At 42.7% G+C, this 18,416-nt stretch carries 16 protein-coding genes and 1 pseudogene; 5 read left to right on the top strand and 12 right to left on the bottom strand.

The window, feature by feature from the left end:
* Both qoxB and qoxA read right to left on the bottom strand, forming a co-directional pair.
* Window positions 1–1,935, bottom strand: a complete 1,935-nt coding sequence (gene qoxB / locus ACFQU8_RS09110; RefSeq protein WP_382358950.1) for a cytochrome aa3 quinol oxidase subunit I — start codon at window positions 1,933–1,935, stop codon at window positions 1–3.
* A gap of 23 nt (window positions 1,936–1,958) precedes the next feature.
* On the bottom strand, window positions 1,959–2,915 hold the full coding sequence (gene qoxA / locus ACFQU8_RS09115) for a cytochrome aa3 quinol oxidase subunit II (RefSeq protein ID WP_382358952.1): 957 nt from the start codon (window positions 2,913–2,915) through the stop codon (window positions 1,959–1,961).
* Between the two features lie 382 nt (window positions 2,916–3,297).
* Here qoxA and ACFQU8_RS09120 point away from each other — a divergent pair, with 382 nt between their 5' ends.
* Entirely contained in the window at window positions 3,298–3,492 is a 195-nt protein-coding gene (locus ACFQU8_RS09120; protein WP_382358954.1) for a YwbE family protein, read from the top strand.
* 91 nt (window positions 3,493–3,583) lie between these two features.
* Here the strand turns inward: ACFQU8_RS09120 and ACFQU8_RS09125 are convergent, their stop codons facing one another.
* From ACFQU8_RS09125 to ACFQU8_RS09150, 6 genes and pseudogenes are all read right to left on the bottom strand, one after another.
* A complete protein-coding gene (locus ACFQU8_RS09125) occupies window positions 3,584–4,777 on the bottom strand; it encodes a DUF4317 domain-containing protein (protein ID WP_382358956.1) in 1,194 nt (397 codons plus the stop codon).
* Between the two features lie 134 nt (window positions 4,778–4,911).
* The gene (locus ACFQU8_RS09130) at window positions 4,912–5,751 is read right to left on the bottom strand and encodes a YitT family protein (RefSeq protein ID WP_382358958.1); all 840 of its coding nucleotides are present in this window, start codon (window positions 5,749–5,751) and stop codon (window positions 4,912–4,914) included.
* A gap of 235 nt (window positions 5,752–5,986) precedes the next feature.
* The gene (locus ACFQU8_RS09135) at window positions 5,987–6,916 is read right to left on the bottom strand and encodes a nucleoside hydrolase (RefSeq protein ID WP_382358960.1); all 930 of its coding nucleotides are present in this window, start codon (window positions 6,914–6,916) and stop codon (window positions 5,987–5,989) included.
* A 120-nt stretch (window positions 6,917–7,036) separates the two neighbouring features.
* Window positions 7,037–7,702, bottom strand: a pseudogene (locus ACFQU8_RS09140) (Na+ dependent nucleoside transporter N-terminal domain-containing protein); the annotation flags it as partial.
* 117 nt (window positions 7,703–7,819) lie between these two features.
* Entirely contained in the window at window positions 7,820–8,743 is a 924-nt protein-coding gene (locus ACFQU8_RS09145) for a pseudouridine-5'-phosphate glycosidase (RefSeq protein ID WP_382358962.1), read from the bottom strand.
* Between the two features lie 33 nt (window positions 8,744–8,776).
* Complete coding sequence (locus ACFQU8_RS09150) at window positions 8,777–9,742, bottom strand: carbohydrate kinase family protein (protein WP_382358964.1); 966 nt, start codon at window positions 9,740–9,742, stop codon at window positions 8,777–8,779.
* A gap of 193 nt (window positions 9,743–9,935) precedes the next feature.
* Between ACFQU8_RS09150 and ACFQU8_RS09155 the strand changes: the two genes are divergently transcribed.
* Together ACFQU8_RS09155 and ACFQU8_RS09160 are read left to right on the top strand one after the other, a co-directional pair.
* Window positions 9,936–11,021, top strand: a complete 1,086-nt coding sequence (locus tag ACFQU8_RS09155) for a carbohydrate kinase (protein WP_382358966.1) — start codon at window positions 9,936–9,938, stop codon at window positions 11,019–11,021.
* Between the two features lie 78 nt (window positions 11,022–11,099).
* Window positions 11,100–11,783, top strand: coding sequence for a copper homeostasis protein CutC (locus ACFQU8_RS09160; RefSeq protein WP_382358968.1), 684 nt, complete (start codon window positions 11,100–11,102; stop codon window positions 11,781–11,783).
* 21 nt (window positions 11,784–11,804) lie between these two features.
* On the opposite strand, the gene ACFQU8_RS09165 is transcribed toward ACFQU8_RS09160, so the two are convergent.
* The gene (locus ACFQU8_RS09165) at window positions 11,805–12,344 is read right to left on the bottom strand and encodes a TetR/AcrR family transcriptional regulator (RefSeq protein ID WP_382358970.1); all 540 of its coding nucleotides are present in this window, start codon (window positions 12,342–12,344) and stop codon (window positions 11,805–11,807) included.
* A gap of 147 nt (window positions 12,345–12,491) precedes the next feature.
* Here ACFQU8_RS09165 and ACFQU8_RS09170 point away from each other — a divergent pair, with 147 nt between their 5' ends.
* Both ACFQU8_RS09170 and ACFQU8_RS09175 read left to right on the top strand, forming a co-directional pair.
* On the top strand, window positions 12,492–15,083 hold the full coding sequence (locus tag ACFQU8_RS09170) for an MMPL family transporter (RefSeq protein ID WP_382358972.1): 2,592 nt from the start codon (window positions 12,492–12,494) through the stop codon (window positions 15,081–15,083).
* Between the two features lie 123 nt (window positions 15,084–15,206).
* Window positions 15,207–16,136, top strand: a complete 930-nt coding sequence (locus ACFQU8_RS09175) for a glycine betaine ABC transporter substrate-binding protein (protein WP_382358974.1) — start codon at window positions 15,207–15,209, stop codon at window positions 16,134–16,136.
* Window positions 16,137–16,266: 130 nt separating this feature from the next.
* Here ACFQU8_RS09175 and msrA read toward each other — a convergent pair whose 3' ends face one another.
* From msrA to ACFQU8_RS09190, 3 genes are all read right to left on the bottom strand, one after another.
* Window positions 16,267–16,995, bottom strand: coding sequence for a peptide-methionine (S)-S-oxide reductase MsrA (gene msrA, locus ACFQU8_RS09180; RefSeq protein ID WP_382358976.1), 729 nt, complete (start codon window positions 16,993–16,995; stop codon window positions 16,267–16,269).
* 201 nt (window positions 16,996–17,196) lie between these two features.
* The gene (locus ACFQU8_RS09185) at window positions 17,197–17,853 is read right to left on the bottom strand and encodes a hypothetical protein (protein ID WP_382358978.1); all 657 of its coding nucleotides are present in this window, start codon (window positions 17,851–17,853) and stop codon (window positions 17,197–17,199) included.
* Between the two features lie 35 nt (window positions 17,854–17,888).
* Window positions 17,889–18,218, bottom strand: a complete 330-nt coding sequence (locus ACFQU8_RS09190) for a hypothetical protein (RefSeq protein WP_382358980.1) — start codon at window positions 18,216–18,218, stop codon at window positions 17,889–17,891.
* Window positions 18,219–18,416: the final 198 nt, after the last annotated feature.

The raw sequence follows: 18,416 nt of genomic DNA on the forward strand, positions 1-18,416 counted from the left end.
TTATAACCCCCTTGACGAGCGTTCCGTCTCGATGATCTCGTCCCTGCTGATGTGATAACCTTCATCTTTATCAAAGGAACGGATAATCATCACGACAATGCCGCCGATCAAACCGATAATGGCTGGCCATATCCATTCAAAGATAAGGCAGAAGCTGGCGATAGCTAATATACCCATCATTATAAATGGTTTTGCGCTTTTATCTGGCATATGAAGCGATTCAACCTTGGATTCATCATAGACAGATTCGCCTCTTTGTTTCATAACCCAGTAGGCATCCAGTGAATCGACTTCTGGCACAATAGCAAAGTTGTATGCAGGGACCGGATTTGGCGTAGCCCATTCAAGCGTTCTGCCATCCCAAGGGTCGCCGGTTGTCTCACGTTCACTGTACCGATAGCTGTAATAGACATTGTAGACAAATACTGCAAAACCAATGCCCATGCCAAAGGCGCCGATCGTTGAGACCACATTCAAGTCAAACCATTCTGGAATGATGTGGAATACCCTGCGTGGCATTCCGTTGAGTCCCAGGAAGTACTGTGGCAGGAAACAGATGTGAAAGCCAATGACAAAGAACCAAAAAGCAACCTTTCCAAGAGCTTCGTTCATCCTGTGGCCGAACATTTTAGGATACCAGTAAACCAGTCCGGCAAAGCAGGCGAATACAGTACCTGCAATCAGCACATAGTGGAAGTGAGCGATCAGGAAATACGAGTTATGGAATTGTTTATCAGCTGCTGCCATGCCAAGCATAACGCCTGTAACACCGCCCATGACAAAGCTTGGGATAAACGCCAGTGACCACATCATAGGAACCGTCATGCGTATTTTTGATTTATACAGGGTTGCCAGCCAGTTGAATATCTTCACGCCGGTTGGTATTGCAATCGCCATGGTTGATACCGAAAAGATCGAGTTGACGAATGCGCCTGCACCCATCGTAAAGAAGTGGTGCGCCCAGACTAAAAAGCTCAGACCGGCAATCAGGATGATCGACCAGACCATAACACTGTAGCCGAATAATTGTTTCCGGGCAAACGTCGCGATTACTTCGGAAAAGATACCGAATGCTGGGAGAACAACGATATAAACCTCGGGGTGTCCCCACATCCAGAATAAGTTCACCCACATCATCGGCATTCCTTCACCGGCCAATGTGAAGAACTGTGACCCGAAAATACGGTCAATCGTTAACAGCGCCAGTGCGACTGTTAAGATCGGAAAAGCAAATACAATAATAAACGAAGTGATCAAAGTTGACCACGTAAATATTGGCATTTTAAACATTTTCATGCCTGGTGCCCGCATCTTCAGAATCGTTACCATCAGATTGATACCTGTTGCAAGTGTTCCGATACCGGATAACTGCAGGCCAAGCAAGTAGAAGTTTTCACCAGGTCCTGGACTCATAGCAGCGCCTGCAAGCGGTGTATAACTTGTCCAGCCAGCATCAGGCGAACCTCCGATAACAAATGAAATGTTAAATAGCATGGCACCGAAGAAGAATGCCCAGAAACTCAGCGCGTTTACAAATGGAAGTGCAAAGTCACGCGCCCCAATCTGCTGCGGCACGACAATATTCATAAGGCCAATCAGAAAGGGCATGGCCATGAAAAAGATCATAACAGTGCCGTGCGTTGTGAATATTTCATCATAGTGCTCGGCATCCAGAAAATTCATACCTGGAAAGGCAAGCTGTATCCGCATCATTAAAGCATCAACGCCACCGCGGAACAGCATGGCCAATGCACTTAGAATATACATAATTCCGATTTTCTTATGATCAACGGTGGTTAACCACTCGCGCCATAACCATCCCCATTTTTTAAAATAGGTCAGCAGGAAAATGACAGCAATCGTTACGAGCGCGATGGAAACCATAGCCCCATAGACGAGGGGTTCACCGGTCACAAAGAAATCATCAAGCTGCATAAATGTCCACCTTCTTTTCTTAATTAATCGTGATGATGATTCTTGCTATTTTCAAGACCGAGGTCATCCTTGTATTCATCTCTATGCCGTTCAATCGAATAGTCACTGCCTTTCATGGTTCCATGATCAACCCACTGCAGATGTGTTGATGAAAATTCCCTCGTATTATCCAAAACACTTGGTTCTAATAAGTTGTCATACTCATTTTGTGTCAGCTCAGGCGCTGAATCCTGAACGTTTTTCACCCATTCATTAAAGTTATCCTGTGATTCAGCATGAACTTTAAATGTCTGTTCAGTAAAGCCTTCTCCGTTAAAGTTGGAGTTGCGGCCCTGGTAAACGCCAGTTTCATCAGCCTGCAGAAAAAGTGTTGTCTCCATGCCCGCCATGTTGTATTTCTGACCACCTAATGCTGGGATCCATAATGCTGACATGGAGCCCGCTGATGACAAGCGGAATTCAATAGCCCGATCCTTCGGTATGTGCAGATAGTCAACGGTTTCTATCCCTTGTTCCGGATAACTGAAGAACCACTTCCAATCAGCAGCCGAGGCATAAATGACGAGTGGATTTTCTGCCTTAGCTTCAGTTGGCGCCCCAGTGGCCGTTGATCCTGGCGATTTTTCCAAATCGTACAGCGTAGTGACCGTCGGAATGGCCAGCGATACGATAATAATAACCGGGATAATGGTCCAAATTGTCTCGATCAAGGTATTCCCATGCATCTCCGGCTTGTAGTCTTTCGGGTCCCGACCTGGTTTGTCACGATATTTAATCACTATATAGGCAAATAGCACAAATACCACAACGACAATCCCCAACATAAAGTAGAGGGAATAAACGATCAGATCCTTCTGCTGCTCACCGACCGGTCCCTTTGGATTCATAACGGTCAGATCACTGCACCCGCTAAGCATCAGGAGAAGCGGAATGAAGAGAAGCAGGATCCATTTGATTGAATATTTTCCGCTGTTTCTCATGAGGCAATCCCTCCATAATAAACTGGCATTGAACAGCCAGCTATTTATTAATCCGTTCGTCAATAAAAATTATAACAGACCAATGGCTTTTTACCAGCAGCTTCATTAAATTACAATAAAATGTTTCGCTTTTTGTAACGTTTTACTCAAAAAATGTTCACTTTTAAGGAAAAAACTGGCCATATGCTTAAATAGTGAATAAATTTGCGACAAACAAAATTAAGAACGTATAAGTGGTTTATGCAGATTAATTCTATTTTGGTCAGAATGGGGAGCGATTATGCCAGGTGAAGGCGGATCACGTATTGATGGCGGCAGGTCATTGTTTGGTGTTATGCTTAGGATAAACGCGTCTGACGATAAAATAAGGAGTTAATTAACAATGTCTGGAACCAATCGGGCCCATGTGAAAATCGGCCAAACAGTAAAGGTAGTCCAAAAACAGGACCAGCGTACCGGAAAATTAACAAGGGGCGTCGTCGACAAGCTGCTGACAAATTCAGCCACTCATCCTCATGGGATCAAGGTTAAGCTGGAGGATGGCGTGGTCGGACGCGTGAAGGAAATCGTGAGCTAAGTCAAAGGAAGCCCTTTAAATGCGGCACCGGATTCAAATGATGAATCCGGTGCCGCATTTTATTAGCTGTCCATGCCAGGATCAGGTCTTATCATTCCTTATTGTCTGGTGCTTGCTGGAATAAAGCTTCGGGGATCATTTCAAAGCCTTCAATTACTGTATTTTCTTCGACTTCCATCATGAGATACCGTTTATTATCGAAGTGGACCTGGCGTACATAGCGCAAGTCCTCTGGTTTAATAGCAATATCCGCCAGTTTCGTTTCAATTTTAATGGACTTGGAAGAATATTTCGGTATGACGTTCGGTGCTTTAAACTCATAGGACGTATCATCTATGACCGTTTTAAAAGCGGATTCAACCTTTTCAGTATTGATATCTTCAAGGCCGCTGTGCTGCAAAACCTGTTCCACGTCTTTATAATCCAGCTTGGGTGTCTCGTCTTCGTCGTTTTCTTCGGTTACCCGGTGGATTTCATCGTAAACATTGGAGAGCGTGGATGTTGTGATCGCTTGCTCACCGGCTGCATTTTTTACAATCTCCTCAAATACGAGCTTGTCCTGTGCGGCGGTCATGATTTCCTCAGCATTTAAGACGTTCTCAATAAAGTGATAATCCGGCTCGTTCTTTTTGCCTGAGGCGTAAAGAACATGGTTAACATCGACGGCGTTATCCGTAATTGAAGGGAAAAGAAAGCCGGATAGTGGTGATTTCAAATTAATCACGGGATCGACGACAATATTATATTTAAATGCTTTTTCGACATAATCAAATAGTAATTCTTTCTTCGGCTCCTCTGTTTTATTCATACTGCACAATATAAATGGATTAGCGTATACGGTATCCCACTGACTTTCTTCTGATTCCTCGCTCGCACGCTTCGTTGGTTTCATGTATTCACCGCGAATGAACGTGATAACAATATCCATGTCATATTGTCTGTCCTTCAGCATTTTTTCCACGAGTTTGAGCATTTGCTCCTTCCATGCTTCAGTATCATCGGTCAGCAGTCCCTGGTGCAGGATGAGCTGGCTGCTGTTTTCGGCTTGCTGCTGGAATTTTAATTCGAACAATTTTTCGTCGAGCTGACCGGTCAGAACCTTTTTAAAGTTCTCCATAAACAGCATTTTCTGCTCTTCTTCCAGCAGGTCAAAAGGGGTGCTTTGATAATGGTAAATCTCGCTTGATTCCTTCAGGATGTAAACGTTAAAAATGTCACGTATTTTTAATTGGTCATTATTAATCTTAAATTGTTTGCGAATAGTTGCTATATCTTGTTTATCCATTTTGACGATTCTCCTAAGTCACTGATATAGCCTTTATTTTATCATAGGTGGCATCTATTTTCCTGGCTTTATCCTGATTTAATTTAAGACATCCGTACGTACGCTATTTAAAAGGGGCTGATTCCTGTACGTGTTCAGGATTTTTTCGCTGGCCAGGAGAAACTGCCGCCGAACACATCACGCACGTCATGAATCACCACAAATGCCCGATCATCAACCGAATTAATGAGCCGTTTGAGTCTCATAATCTGATACTTGCTGATAATAATGTAAGCCATGTCAGAATGCTCTTTTAAATAACCGCCATACCCTTCAAATACGGTAGCGCTGGTATCCATGTGCTGCACGACTTCATCTGTTATAGCTGGAGCACGGCTGGAAATGACACTGACAGCTTTGCGGGTATCAAGCCCTTCAATAATAAGATCCGTCGCTTTTTTACCAACGAATAGCGATATAATGGTATACATCGTGTTAAGCGGCCCAATGATAAATAAGCCTGCTGCGACAACGATGATATCCAGGACAAAATTCGTCCGTGTCAGATCCCAGTCCAGGTTATGGTGAAGCATTCTGGCGATGACGCTTGTCCCGCCCATGGAGCTGCCGGTCCGGAATATCAGCCCGGTGCCGATGCCAATAAATAAACCGGCGAAAATGGCTGATACAAGCGGGTCGCCCAATGACTCACCCAAGCCCTCTGTCAAATAAAGAAAAAGCGAGATGAGGGGCGATGTGATCACCGTTAGCATCACGGATCGTCTCGGTAAAACGCGATAACCAATCAGAATAATAATAGCTGCTAAAATGAAGTTAACGATACCCGGTGACCAGCCGAATGCATAGTGCACAATGACGGAAATTCCGGTCAAACCGCCATCAGCCAGATTGTTGGGAATAGCCAGAAGTGTAAGTGCCAGGGCATACATGAGCGTCCCAGCGATAATGAACACCAGATCTTTGACGAGCCGCATTCTCATTCCTCCCTTAGATGGTTTCAGTAAAACGGTTTATTGATTGATGCCAAACCGATCATACATTTGTTTTAAATAAATCAAACAAATGCATGATTAAATCCATAAAGAGTCTACATTTTCTTGTTGGCTGATGCAAGATTTTAACGTGAATGAGCTTGAAATCAGGGAACTGACGGCAACTGTATAACAAAAACCCCTTGACTGCCGAAGCAGAAAGGGGTATAAACCGCATCTAATAGGTCTTAAGTGCATTAATCATTAAGGTCCAAAAGCCATCCACGTCCAGTTCGGTGCCAAATTTGGCATTGGTTTCCCGGCCGGTCACACCTTGGAGGTCGACTGCTGTTGTACCAGCCGTGAATTCACCTTTTGTTTCCACGGCGATGTTGACATCTTGCATGGTAAACAGTTCAGGCGCCACACAGTAGGCAGCAGTCAGCACATCGTGCACGGGAGCACTTTTGAAATTGAACGTTTCCTGATAGGTCGACGTGAAAAAGTCTAATAATTCTCCAACAACTTGAGCCACATTGTTGTCAATGCTGTTGATCTGCTTAATAACCTCAGGGGTCGCAAGTGCCTGATGCGTGATATCCAATCCCATGACAGTGATAGGGATGCCGCTTTCGAATACGCTTCTGGCTGCCTCAGGATCTGCCCAGATATTGAATTCAGCTGTCGGTGTCCAGTTTCCGCTGGTACCACCGCCCATGAGTACAATCTCATTAATATTTGCTTGAATGCCTGGCGTTTTCGCTAAAGCGAGCGCGACATTGGTCAAAGGCCCTGTCGCCAGAAGTGTGACAGGCTCTGCTGCTTCCCGCGCCAACCGGCTGATTGTATCGGCACCATGCTCATGTGACCATGAACGGCTTGGTTCGGGAAGATCAGGACCGTCCAAACCGGAATCGCCGTGAATAGAAGGCGCTGTTTCGCGTAAACGAACGAGTGGCTTGCTTGCACCCTGGGATACGATCACATCGTTCAGTCCGACAAGGTCACAAATTTTCAGGGCATTCCGTGTTGTATTGTCAATGTCCGCGTTTCCGGAAACGGTTGTTATGCCAATAATATCCAATTCCGGCCGGGCTGCAGCTAAAATAATGGCGATCGCATCATCGTGACCCGGGTCACCGTCCATAATTATTTTTTTCGTTGTCATCATGTTTCCTCCTTTACATAACGAGTCCCATCATCGTTCCTGAAATGATAGAAGCCAAGGTAGCTCCCAGTAATAACTTCATTGAAAGAAAGGAACGCGTTCTTGATCATCCGTTTGCACAAGGTCCTCTTCGTCTGACAGATCATAAGGGTTAATAATATTAGCGACAATGAGTGCACTGAATATATTCAAAGCAACGGCTGTTACGACATATTTCGGTTCCAGCATTGTCATATAAGATCCAACCATGGCCATACTGACGGCACTCATTGCTGACGTGCAAATGGTGTATAAACGTTTCTGACCCAGCTTAGGAATCTGGTTCTTAACTGTCAAGAATACCTCCGGCTGTCCGAGTGCGGCAGTGGATACAGCGAAATAGCTTTCCAATTTCCCCATACCTGTTAGTTTGCTTATAATAAGCCCTACATATTTAATAATGACAGGGAGTATTTTGAAATGATTAAGGATACCGATTAAGACCGAAATAAACACGAGCGGGAGAAGAGCTGAGAAGATGAATGGATCCTCGCCTTCATTGACAATACCGCCAAGGACAAAATTGATACCGGCATCGGCAATCGACATCAGCCCTTCGAAAAATTTCCCGATATTTTTGACAATCGTTAATCCGGCCGTTGTGTTCATCAGCGTGAAAACCAGAATCAGCTGTATGACCAGCATGAGGCCTATGCGTTTATATTTGATATGCTTTCTGTCATTACTGAACAAATAGCCAAGGCCAAACACTAATAATAATCCGGTTATAAGGAATACAACATTCATTTTTTGTCCTCCTTGAATGTTAACGCTTTCATCTTAGATGGCGAAATATCGATAAAATAGAAATACGGTATTCCATTCTATTTTATCGATATTAGGGACAAGGTTCAGGTGATCATTTTAGGATTGATTAACTTGCCTGTTATAGCTCACGGCAATTTGACTGCCGATTTTCGCGTTGTGTTTAACCAGTGCTATATTGACATCAAGGCTTTTGCCTTCAGTCATCTCTGTTACTTTTGCAAGCAGAAATGGGGTTGTGTCTTTACCGGAAATATGCTTTTCTTCTGCCTCTTTAAGGGCATCATTAATAATCTTATTAATGTAATCGGCATCCATGGCATCTTTTTGAGGAACCGGGTTAGCAATGACAATCCCGCCATCCAGCTGCAAGTCCCATTTGGTTTTCATCGTTTCAGCCACGCCATCTGTTGAATCTGTTGAGGATGGCAGCAACTGATCGCTCTCTCTTGTGAAAAAGGCAGGTAAATAATCGGTTTCATAGCCGATGACAGGGACGCCTTTTGTTTCCAGGTATTCCATTGTGAGCCCTAAATCAAGAATCGATTTCGCACCGGCACAGACAACTGCAACGTTTGTACGGGCTAATTCCTCCAGATCGGCCGATATGTCCATGGTTGTTTCGGCACCTCTGTGCACACCGCCAATGCCGCCTGTCACAAATGTTTCGATGCCGGCTAATTCAGCACAAATCATCGTGGTCGCGACAGTCGTTGCACCCAGCTTGCCAGAGGCAACGACCTGAGCTATATCCCGTCTTGAAACTTTGGCGACATCATCACTGCTGCCAAACATTTCAAGTTCCTGATCAGATAGACCGATTTTGATCTGGCCGTTCATAATGGCAATGGTGGCTGGCACGGCTCCGTTATCACGGACAATCGTTTCAACATCCCGGGCCATCTGGACATTTTGCGGATAAGGCATACCGTGTGAAATGATGGTCGATTCCAATGCAACAATGGCTTGTCCATTGTCTTTAGCCTGCTGCACCTCTTGCGAAAATTCGAGATATTGTTTCATATTTTTGTTCCTCCTTATGGTCATAAACATGTATTAATGGTTAGGAGCATTAATGGCTCGCTTGACATCTGCAGCCAGCTGAGCAGATGATAAATCGGTTCTTACCGTTTGGTTTGACATGATGGTTTTATGTGCATTAACCATACCCGATTGAATGTTGGTATCTAGTGACTGATCTTGCAGCCAGGCATGTATGACAGCTGAACAAAAAGAGTCACCAGCGCCGGTTACATCCGTAATGACAGGGGTGTCAATGGACGGATAATAACATACGCCGTCATGCTCATTTCCAGCCATGGCCCCCTCAGCACCATTTGTTATAACAACATTTTGGATACCACAGTCTAACCAGTTTTGGACAGCGTGCTCCCAGTCCTTGTGGTTTTGTATCATCATATTCATAAATGTCTCTGTTTCATCTTTATTGATAATGAGCCAATTGACAGCATCAAGTGCTGCCGGCAGATTCGCCATTTTTGGGGCAGAAACCGGAATAATTGCTAAAGGAATCTGCTCTTTCACCGCAAACCGGCAAAGAAAATCGATCGTATCCTGTGAGCAATTTAAATCAACGACAATGCATTTTGCTGTTTTTAAAGTGGCTTGCTTTTCCTGTAATAAATCGGGCGTGATTGCGTCAAATACTTCCATATCGGCAAAGGCTATTGCCAGATCACCGTTTTTATCGAGTACAGCAGTGTAAGAGCCGGTAGCCTGTTCTTCAAATTGAGCAGCAGCACTTAAATCCATAAATGAGTAAGACCCATTGGCTATTTCCTGCCACGCAGCATCATAGCCACTTGCTGTGATCAATTTGACATGTTCACCCAGCCTGCCTAAGTTTTCGGCTATATTTCTGGCCACACCTCCTGCTGAACTGCTGGATTGAACTGGATTGGATGTTTCACTGACCATATTCGATTTTAAATAGAATTTGCGATCGACGTTTGCCCCGCCAATACAGATTATAGGCGATTCTTGGTACGGATCCTTCTTCATATTGTCACCTCACTACTAAACAAAAGTTTAGTAATTAAACATAAGTTTATTGTATTCGCTTTCCTGCTAGATTGTCAATAATTTTATAGTTTTCTTACGAGAGGAAAGATAGAATTTTTGACTGTATGTATCCGAATGATTTACAAATGTGTGTCATTAACCTAAACTAAATTTGTAAAGAGAGGTCGTGCCAATGAGTAAAGAAAACGAAATCTTATATCAAATCCGGATGAATCCATTTATCTCTCAGCAGGAGTTATCAAATAGAATAGGCCTGTCACGTCCAGCGGTCGCCAATTACATAACCAAATTAATAAAAAGCGGCGACATTAGGGGGCGTGCCTATGTGTTAAACGACATGTCTATGATCACTTGTCTGGGGGGCATGAATGTTGACCGTAAAGCAAGGGCAGAGCAGGACGTTCGTCTGAATACGTCGAATCCTGTCAGAACGAAAGAAACGTGTGGCGGCGTGGCACGCAATTATGCTGAAAATCTGCGGTACTTAGGCTATAATACACAACTGATGGCCTGTGTCGGAGATGATAAGGAAGGCCATTGGCTGTTAAATGAAACGAAAAGTGCTGGTGTTGATGTGAGTCAGGTTTGGAAATTTGCGGCAAGCGGTACCGGTACTTTCACAACGTTATTGGATGCGAATGGGAAAAGTGTTGTCTCAATGGCAGACATGAACATTTATGAGCATCTGACAATTGCGATGCTGGAGGAAAAGTGGTCAGCAATTACGTCAGCAGGCATCTTTTTAGATACAAATCTGCCTGCTGCTTGTGTTCATTATATAATTGATCGAAGTTTTCAGGAAAACATCCCATTGTATATCGATCCCGTTTCGTCAACTAAAGCTCTTAAACTGCCAGAACGTCTGGATGGTACAGAATTGCTGATCCTCAGTAAAGATGAGGCGGAAGCACTGTACGGCAAACCGATTCATTCAGTCAGCACGTGTGAAGCAGTTTGTGAAACGTTGAGCCAGCGCGGTGTGAAACGGGTGGTTATTAATCTGGACGATGGAGGTGTCTATTATTATGCTGCAGGTGAAGCAGGCCTTCTGACGCCTTTTGAAACGGAAGTGACTGATGATACGGGCATTAGTGACGCCCTGGGAGCAAGTGTTGTGTATGGTATTTTGCATGGCGAATCGTTGCGCGATGCCTGTCAGCTGGGTCTTGCGGGAATGGAACTGACGCTGCAGACCGAGGCATCGATATCCAGCCAGCTTAAACCGGAAAAACTGCACAGGATGATAAGGCCCGATTGATGCGGGAAAAATTCTATTGGAAGACAATCTAATTCTGTTACGCGTATATAGCTAAATGTCAGAAAGAGGGAGATAGCGATGAAGCTGGAAGTTATTGTACAAAATGGGGACGAGGCCAAACAGGCGGAGGAACTGGGTGCCGATCGGCTTGAACTTGTCTCCGCAATCTCAGAAGGAGGGCTTACACCTAGCTGCGGGACGATCAAACAAGTGCTGCAGAGCGTATCGATTCCAGTTCAAGTCATGATACGTCCGCATAGTTTTCATTACCATTATACGACCAGTGATAAGGCGATTATTTTCGAGGACATTCAGGCGTTGACTGATATGGGCGGCCACAGAATCGTTTTTGGCGTATTAAATAAAGATGGCACGATTAATGAGACTGTTCTGAGGGAACTGACGGAACGTTTTCCCGAATTGGACATAACGTTTCATAAGGCGTTTGATGAGGTTCCTTCACAGCGAGACGCTTATATGACGCTGGCTAAGTACCAAACACATGTGAAGCGCATCCTGACTTCCGGCGGGAAAATGCTGAGCGCCGATAATCTTCAGGATCTGCTGCAAATGAAACATGAGACAGGCGGACCGGCTATTATGCCCGGAGGCGGGCTGAATACAGATAACATTGCGGCTATTCATCGTAATGTCTTGGCTGATCAGTATCATTTTGGTAAAGCTGTCAGGGTGCATGACTCGTTTGCTAATTCATTTGACAGTGAACGCATGGCCAGGGTGAAAAAGGCAATAAGCACTTGAACGCCTTCATTAATAAATCTGCTAAATTTCCATTTTAATAACCTGATGAAAAATTTGATCTAATTCTTGTGACGTTTTGTTGATTTTATTTTCACGAGCCCATTTTAAAATAGCATCAAGGTTTGCCCTGTAAATATATATAATTAAGCTTTCTGGCACATTAGAATCAATGCGAAAACGTTTTATATTGGCCTGGATATCATTTTCTAATACACCAACAAAATAATTAGTTAATATCTCGTGAAATTCGGGCTCTTTTTTTTGTTTTTGCTGAATCCCTTTAATTTTTGAAGTGATAATATAATTTATAGACTCTATGGGCGAATTAATCCGTGTTTTAATGTCTAATTCAAAATAGTTTTTCGAGTATCCCTTGAATAGATAAACTAACAGGTCATATTTGTCCTGAAAGTGTTTGTAAAAAGTGGTGCGATGGACTAAAGCATTATCACAAATCATCTTGATTGTGATGGAAGACAATCCATTTTCCTCCAGCAGATGGAATAAAGACGTAGAAAGTAAGTTTTTTGTTTTAATGACACGTAAATCGTTCTGATTCAATCTACATTATCCCCTTTATCTGTAGTTTAACTATATAGATTAATAAAATTAACTCTATGATTTATATGTTATTAATTATAACCTGTTATCGTATGATATGTATATTATTTACTTAGATTATACGATTTTTTTGTAGGAGGTCATACCTTGGCTAATTTCTTATATAAAGTAGGCTCATTTTTTGCAAAACACAAATGGTGGAGTGTGCTTATTTGGCTAGTATTGTTAATAGCCATCATTACGCCGCTCACCACGAATGCCCCTAAGTTTGACAGCGATATTAAAATGAACGGTCTAAAATCTATCGATACAAATGAAAAAATCGGGGACGAATTTAATCAAGACAGTGAAAAAGCTAAAATACGTATTGTCTTTAAGTCGAACACAGATAATGGTATTACAGAAGAGGATACCAAAAATGATATTCAGGATACCTTAACTGATATCAAGAGAAATGACGATTACGTAGCAAGTGTTACAGACCCGTATGAAGCTAAGCGAATTAATGATGACGGGACAACAGCATTTGCTGATGTGAACTACGTTACCGCTCAAACGTCTTTGAAAGAAGCATCTAAAACGAATGTAGAGCATGAATTAGATGACTTAAAAGAAGATCATATGCTTCAAACAGAGTTAACGGGGAGCGGCATGGAAGATTTAGAATTTGGCGGACTTCCTGAAGTCGTAGGGATTGTCATTGCGTTCATAGTATTATTAGTCACATTTGGTTCGCTGATTGTCGCAGGTATGCCAATACTAAGTGCATTGCTCGGGTTAGGGTCAAGTGTCGGTATTATCGCATTATTAACCTTCGCGTTTGATATTCCCAATGTGACATTGACGCTTGCGATTATGATAGGCCTTGCGGTTGGTATTGATTATGCGTTGTTTATTTTATTCAGATATAGACAAATTGCTAAAACAGAAAGAGACCATGTGAAGGCGATTGGCCTCGCCGTAGGGACAGCAGGAAGCGCTGTTATATTTGCTGGTATCACTGTGATTATTGCCGTTTGCGGTTTATCCCTTGTTGGTATTGATTTCTTAGCAGTGATGGGCTTCTCCTCTGCGATTAGTGTGTTTATTGCTGTCTTAAGTGCTCTCACGTTATTACCGGCTTTCATTAGCATTTTCCATAAACGTGTGCAGCCAAAGGCCAACAAAACGGAGACAAAAGATCATGTAGAAACGCCTTGGTCAAAATTTGTCGTTGGAAAACCAGCTCTAGCGGTGTTTCTCGTTTTGGTTGTTCTTGGATTGGCCATTATTCCTATGTCACATATGAGATTAGGCCTGCCTGATGATGGCATGAAGCCAAATGATTCAACACAGCATAAAGCATATGAAATTATTTCAGAAGACTTTGGCGAAGGATATAACGGGCAAATTGCCATGTTGGTTAATACGAAAGATAAACAAGACGGAGATGCGCTGAACCAGGACTTACAAAATATGACTGATGATATTGCGGATATGGACAACGTTGATACGGTTGCGCCAGCACAATTAACGCCAGCCAATGATTATGCATTAGTAGGAATCATTCCCGATGATGGTCCGAATTCGGAATCAACGAATAATCTTGTCCATGATTTGCGGGATTACAGTGATCAGGCAAAAGACTTATATAACTTTGATACCGAAATTTCAGGACAAAGTGTGATTAACATTGATATGTCTGAAAAGCTGAACGATGCGATACCAGTTTTCGCTGGTGTCATTGTTGCGCTGGCTTTTGTGCTGTTGATGCTTGTGTTTAGGTCGATTATTGTTCCATTGAAAGCAGTATTAGGGTTTGTCCTTTCATTAGCAGCAACCTTAGGATTCACCACGCTTGTTATGCAAGATGGCTTTATAAGCGGATTGTTTGGAGTCGATACACCGGGGCCATTACTTGCCTTTTTACCAGTGATTGTAATTGGCTTGTTATTCGGACTCGCTATTGATTATGAACTTTTCTTAATGACACGAATTCATGAGGAATATAGTAAGACACACGATAACGAGCATTCTATTAAAGTAGGCATTAAAGAAAGTGGACCGGTGATTGTGGCGGCAGCTTTGATTATGTTTAGTGTGTTTATTGCTTTCGTATTCCAAGATGATGTCATCATTAAATCACTTGGTATTGCACTTGCATTTGGCGTGTTATTTGATGCCTTTATCGTTCGCCTGACATTGATACCTGCCCTTACGAAATTATTTGGGAATGCTTCGTGGTATCTTCCAAAATGGCTCAATCGCGTCTTGCCTAAGATTGATATTGAAGGGTATGCGCTGGAGGAGAAAATGCATTCTGACCAAACGTTATCAGCGGGTTATCAGTCATCAGCTGATTCAGAAGATGAACAAATGGCACCTTTATCCGATATAGAAATGGATAATCAAACAGAACATCTGTACCATGATTTACTGGAAGTATCACCAGATCGCAGCACATTGTTTAACGGTGTATTATTTAATGCGTTAATGGAATACGCAAGAGAAAATCACCGGGAAATCTATGATAAGTATACTTCAAAAATGACAGATGAGGAGATTAGTAATCAACAAGAGCTAATGAAAAACGTTCACTCAAGCGAGCCAGCCAAAGAGTTAGAAGGAAAATTAAGCGATGATGAGATATTGAAGTTATTGAATCAGCAAAACCAAAATGTTGAAAAAATAAATGATATCATTTCCAAACTTGTTGATAAAGGTAACGAAAACAACGAAGACAACAAAAATAACGACTAAAGTTAGACTGCATTTTGTCAGCTTGTTTCCTAAAAGCAGCAAACTATATTCAAAAGTACCTGACGAAAGGTCACTATAGTTTGCTTGCTTTAAGGTTTTGATTCATAAAGGAGGATTTGTTTCATGCATAAAAGCAACTTTAAAATCGCGGGGTTAATTATAGCTCTTTCTTTATCTGGCCTATTAGCTGCATGCAGTGGCGGGACCTCCTCCACTGATGGCAATGTTGAAATAGGAGGAGAAGATATCGAAATTCCTTATATTGGGGCTGGATCAACGGCGCGTTCACTTGTATTAGCTCAAGTACTCGAAGATGTTGGCTATAACGTTACCTCTACTCAAGTTGGAGCGACGGGACCAATGTTTGCAAGTACAGCAGAAAATAAGGATACCTTAAACACGTCAGGCTGGTTTCCCGCCACTGACAAAGCATATCTTGATAAATATGGAGATGACTTAGACATTTATGACAGTGATAATGTCATTGATAATGCTTCCCTCTCTCTGGCAGTACCAGAGTATATGGATGATGTCGAGTCGATTAATGATCTGAAAGACAATAAAGATTTGGGCAAGTCGGTCGATTGGACCATTGTAGGTATCGATCCAAGAACGGGTATTATGAAAAATACCGAAAAAGGACTTGACGACAATGATTTGGATAAGTGGGATCTAAAGAAAGGAACCGAATTATCCATGTTATCTGAGCTTCAGGAAGCCTATAAAAACCAAGATCCCATTATTATAACGGGCTGGCAGCCCCATTGGATCTTTAACGAATTGGATTTAAAAATGCTAAAAGATCCAGACAAAATTTATGGTGGAAATGATGATCATATTAATTTAGTCTTTAATAAAGATTTTCAGGCCGCACATCCTGCCGCTTATAAAATTGCAACAAGAATGGCCGATGACTGGAACAAAGAGGATGAAAATAAGCTTATGAAACGCATTTTCGTCAAAGAAGAGAATGCTGAAAAAGTAGCGGAAGACTTTGTAGACGATCATACTCACAGAATTGATAAGTGGAAGCAAGACGTTGAAAAGAAATAAGTTCAAACGTTCTTTATCATTCACGACGATAAGAGATGATGATGTCTAAACAGTTCCGGCCGCGTTAAGACATTTGAAACGAAACGGAAGAATATATGGACCGGGCGCTGACTGATAGCGCCCGGCTGCGCTATTGGCTCAGCTTTTTCACAATGTCTTTATCCTTCTCAATTGGCTCGATCGCGAAATCATTGGCAGTCGTTAAATTAATATGACAATAACCATTCGGATTTTTCTCTAAATAGTCCTGGTGCATCTCTTCAGCTTTGTAAAAGTTATCCAGCTGTTTAGCTTCCGTCTCAATAGCATCATCATAATAGGCCTGTTCATCCGCAACCGCGCTTTTTACGGTTTCCTCATCTGCTTTATCTGCATAATAAATCCCCGTCCGGTATGCTTCACCGACATCATTACCCTGCTGATTTTTGCTCGTCGGGTCAATCACTTTAAATAGCCGATTGATTAACGTGTCCAATGAAACACGTTCAGGATCATAGGTCACTTTGACGGTCTCAGCAAAGTGTTCATCGCCTTTTACGACGTCTGCGTAACTGGGATCACTGCCTTCACCATTCGCGTATCCGGAAACAACATCAGCCACACCATAAATACGGCTCATATAGGCTTCCACACCCCAGAAACAGCCACCCGCCATATAGATGGTATCTGTCTTGCGGTCTTCGTAATCAAGATGATCATTAATATTGTCCACATCCTCTTTGATCATGTAGCCTTCTTCTTGTTTAGAGGATGCCTGATCCGGGTGGTTATTGTCAGCTGAACCCTGCAACTGTCCGCCGCATCCAGCGAGCAGCAGGAAGAACAGTATAACAGCACCAGATTTATACAGGAATTGCATCCGTTAGCACCTCTTTCCGGAAAGGAGTCTTGGCTGGCTTATTTTCTCAAAAGTTATTTTCAGTTTAACATGGATCATGCTTAAAAAAGAGAAAAACGCCTGACGCAAGCGGAGGTGTGAACGAAAAAAAGCACCAGTCAAACGTGACAGGTGCCTCATTAAATAGTCATCCCTGGAAAAATATGTTTCCCAAGCGTCTTTTTAACGTTCAGCCTCTTTCTTTAGCTTACCCTGTTGTTTATTCAATCGTACTGACAAAAGATAGACGTCTTCATAGTCGGTCGCTTGTTTAATAGCTTCGTCTGTGTCCAAATCGGTCCGCTGTGAAACGCTATGCTGATTGGTGTGAATAATCGTTGATGCGTATTGCCGCTCGCCTATGGTAAAGGATGTTTGGGAACTGATCCCGCCTGAGGAGACACTGGCGTAATCATCAGAAGGCGCCTCCACAGTGTTTTCAACGCTGGAAGAGCCATTAGCTCTTATAACCGAGCCAACCCATTTTTCCTGTCCCTCACCGGCCTTTTGCCGTAAAAATACGACCTTCAGGTTATCAGACGGTTTCACATTTTTTAAACCGGATGCCATATTGAGAATTTCATTCACTTTTTCGCCGTTCTGATAGTGTTCCACCGTAACTTGCAGCTCTTTCGCCTCCTGATTATGAAGCTGGATGTCATAGGCGAAAGACATATCAGTGGCTAGATTCATTAACTTTTTGTCAAAGTCGGTCAAATCTGCTTCGGCAATCGTCGCATCGCCTTTCTTATCAGGACCAACCGGTTTCGTATCATCAGAACACGCGGTTAAAACCAATGCCAATAAAAAAAGAATGACTGTTAAAGCACGCAAACGCACGTTACTTCCTCCTTAAATGGCGAACACTTATTTTGTCAGGATAATGGATGATTCTGTAAAAATGCAATATCCTCCTTGGACAAGGGGTGATCGTTCAGCAGCAGACCGCCGCCCAGAAGCACTTTGCCATCAGCCAGATGATCTTCCGGTACAATCAGTGGGATGGTCTGTGTCACGCGTTTTCCGTCCGGATCATAAAAAAGATAACCGTCTCTTTTATCATAGATAACGGAATGGATGCTAATATTTGGTTTGATGAACAGTGTAAGTTTTTCCTGATTGTTCCAGATAACTTTCATAAGCGTCTTACTGTCGATTTTTGTTTCCACTAATGCTTTTAATGCCTGTATTGAAACACTTTCCATTGTCATGCCTCCAGATTTCAGATTACTATAATAATACCAGCTGAGGGGAATATTGTTATTCTTATTTTGACATATTTGGTGTGGGATGATCCAGTGGGGGCGTCAATAATTTTGTGTAAATGACCCTATCCCTTTTGAATTTAGTTAGCCAGTGTTTTAGTCGTTTAAACTTGTTCCTCCAGCGATTCAAACATCTGC

Source organism: Lentibacillus kimchii, from assembly GCF_042666895.1.
Lineage (GTDB): Bacteria > Bacillota > Bacilli > Bacillales > Amphibacillaceae > Lentibacillus > Lentibacillus kimchii.

What these genes read in the sequence shown, in the direction of transcription:
- qoxB (WP_382358950.1), bottom strand. Translation starts at nt 1,935, where the DNA reads ATGCAGCTTGATGATTTCTTTGTGACCGGTGAACCCCTCGTCTATGGG.
- qoxA (WP_382358952.1), bottom strand. Translation starts at nt 2,915, where the DNA reads ATGAGAAACAGCGGAAAATATTCAATCAAATGGATCCTGCTTCTCTTC.
- ACFQU8_RS09120 (WP_382358954.1), top strand. Translation starts at nt 3,298, where the DNA reads ATGTCTGGAACCAATCGGGCCCATGTGAAAATCGGCCAAACAGTAAAG.
- ACFQU8_RS09125 (WP_382358956.1), bottom strand. Translation starts at nt 4,777, where the DNA reads ATGGATAAACAAGATATAGCAACTATTCGCAAACAATTTAAGATTAAT.
- ACFQU8_RS09130 (WP_382358958.1), bottom strand. Translation starts at nt 5,751, where the DNA reads ATGCGGCTCGTCAAAGATCTGGTGTTCATTATCGCTGGGACGCTCATG.
- ACFQU8_RS09135 (WP_382358960.1), bottom strand. Translation starts at nt 6,916, where the DNA reads ATGACAACGAAAAAAATAATTATGGACGGTGACCCGGGTCACGATGAT.
- ACFQU8_RS09145 (WP_382358962.1), bottom strand. Translation starts at nt 8,743, where the DNA reads ATGAAACAATATCTCGAATTTTCGCAAGAGGTGCAGCAGGCTAAAGAC.
- ACFQU8_RS09150 (WP_382358964.1), bottom strand. Translation starts at nt 9,742, where the DNA reads ATGAAGAAGGATCCGTACCAAGAATCGCCTATAATCTGTATTGGCGGG.
- ACFQU8_RS09155 (WP_382358966.1), top strand. Translation starts at nt 9,936, where the DNA reads ATGAGTAAAGAAAACGAAATCTTATATCAAATCCGGATGAATCCATTT.
- ACFQU8_RS09160 (WP_382358968.1), top strand. Translation starts at nt 11,100, where the DNA reads ATGAAGCTGGAAGTTATTGTACAAAATGGGGACGAGGCCAAACAGGCG.
- ACFQU8_RS09175 (WP_382358974.1), top strand. Translation starts at nt 15,207, where the DNA reads ATGCATAAAAGCAACTTTAAAATCGCGGGGTTAATTATAGCTCTTTCT.
- msrA (WP_382358976.1), bottom strand. Translation starts at nt 16,995, where the DNA reads ATGCAATTCCTGTATAAATCTGGTGCTGTTATACTGTTCTTCCTGCTG.
- ACFQU8_RS09190 (WP_382358980.1), bottom strand. Translation starts at nt 18,218, where the DNA reads ATGGAAAGTGTTTCAATACAGGCATTAAAAGCATTAGTGGAAACAAAA.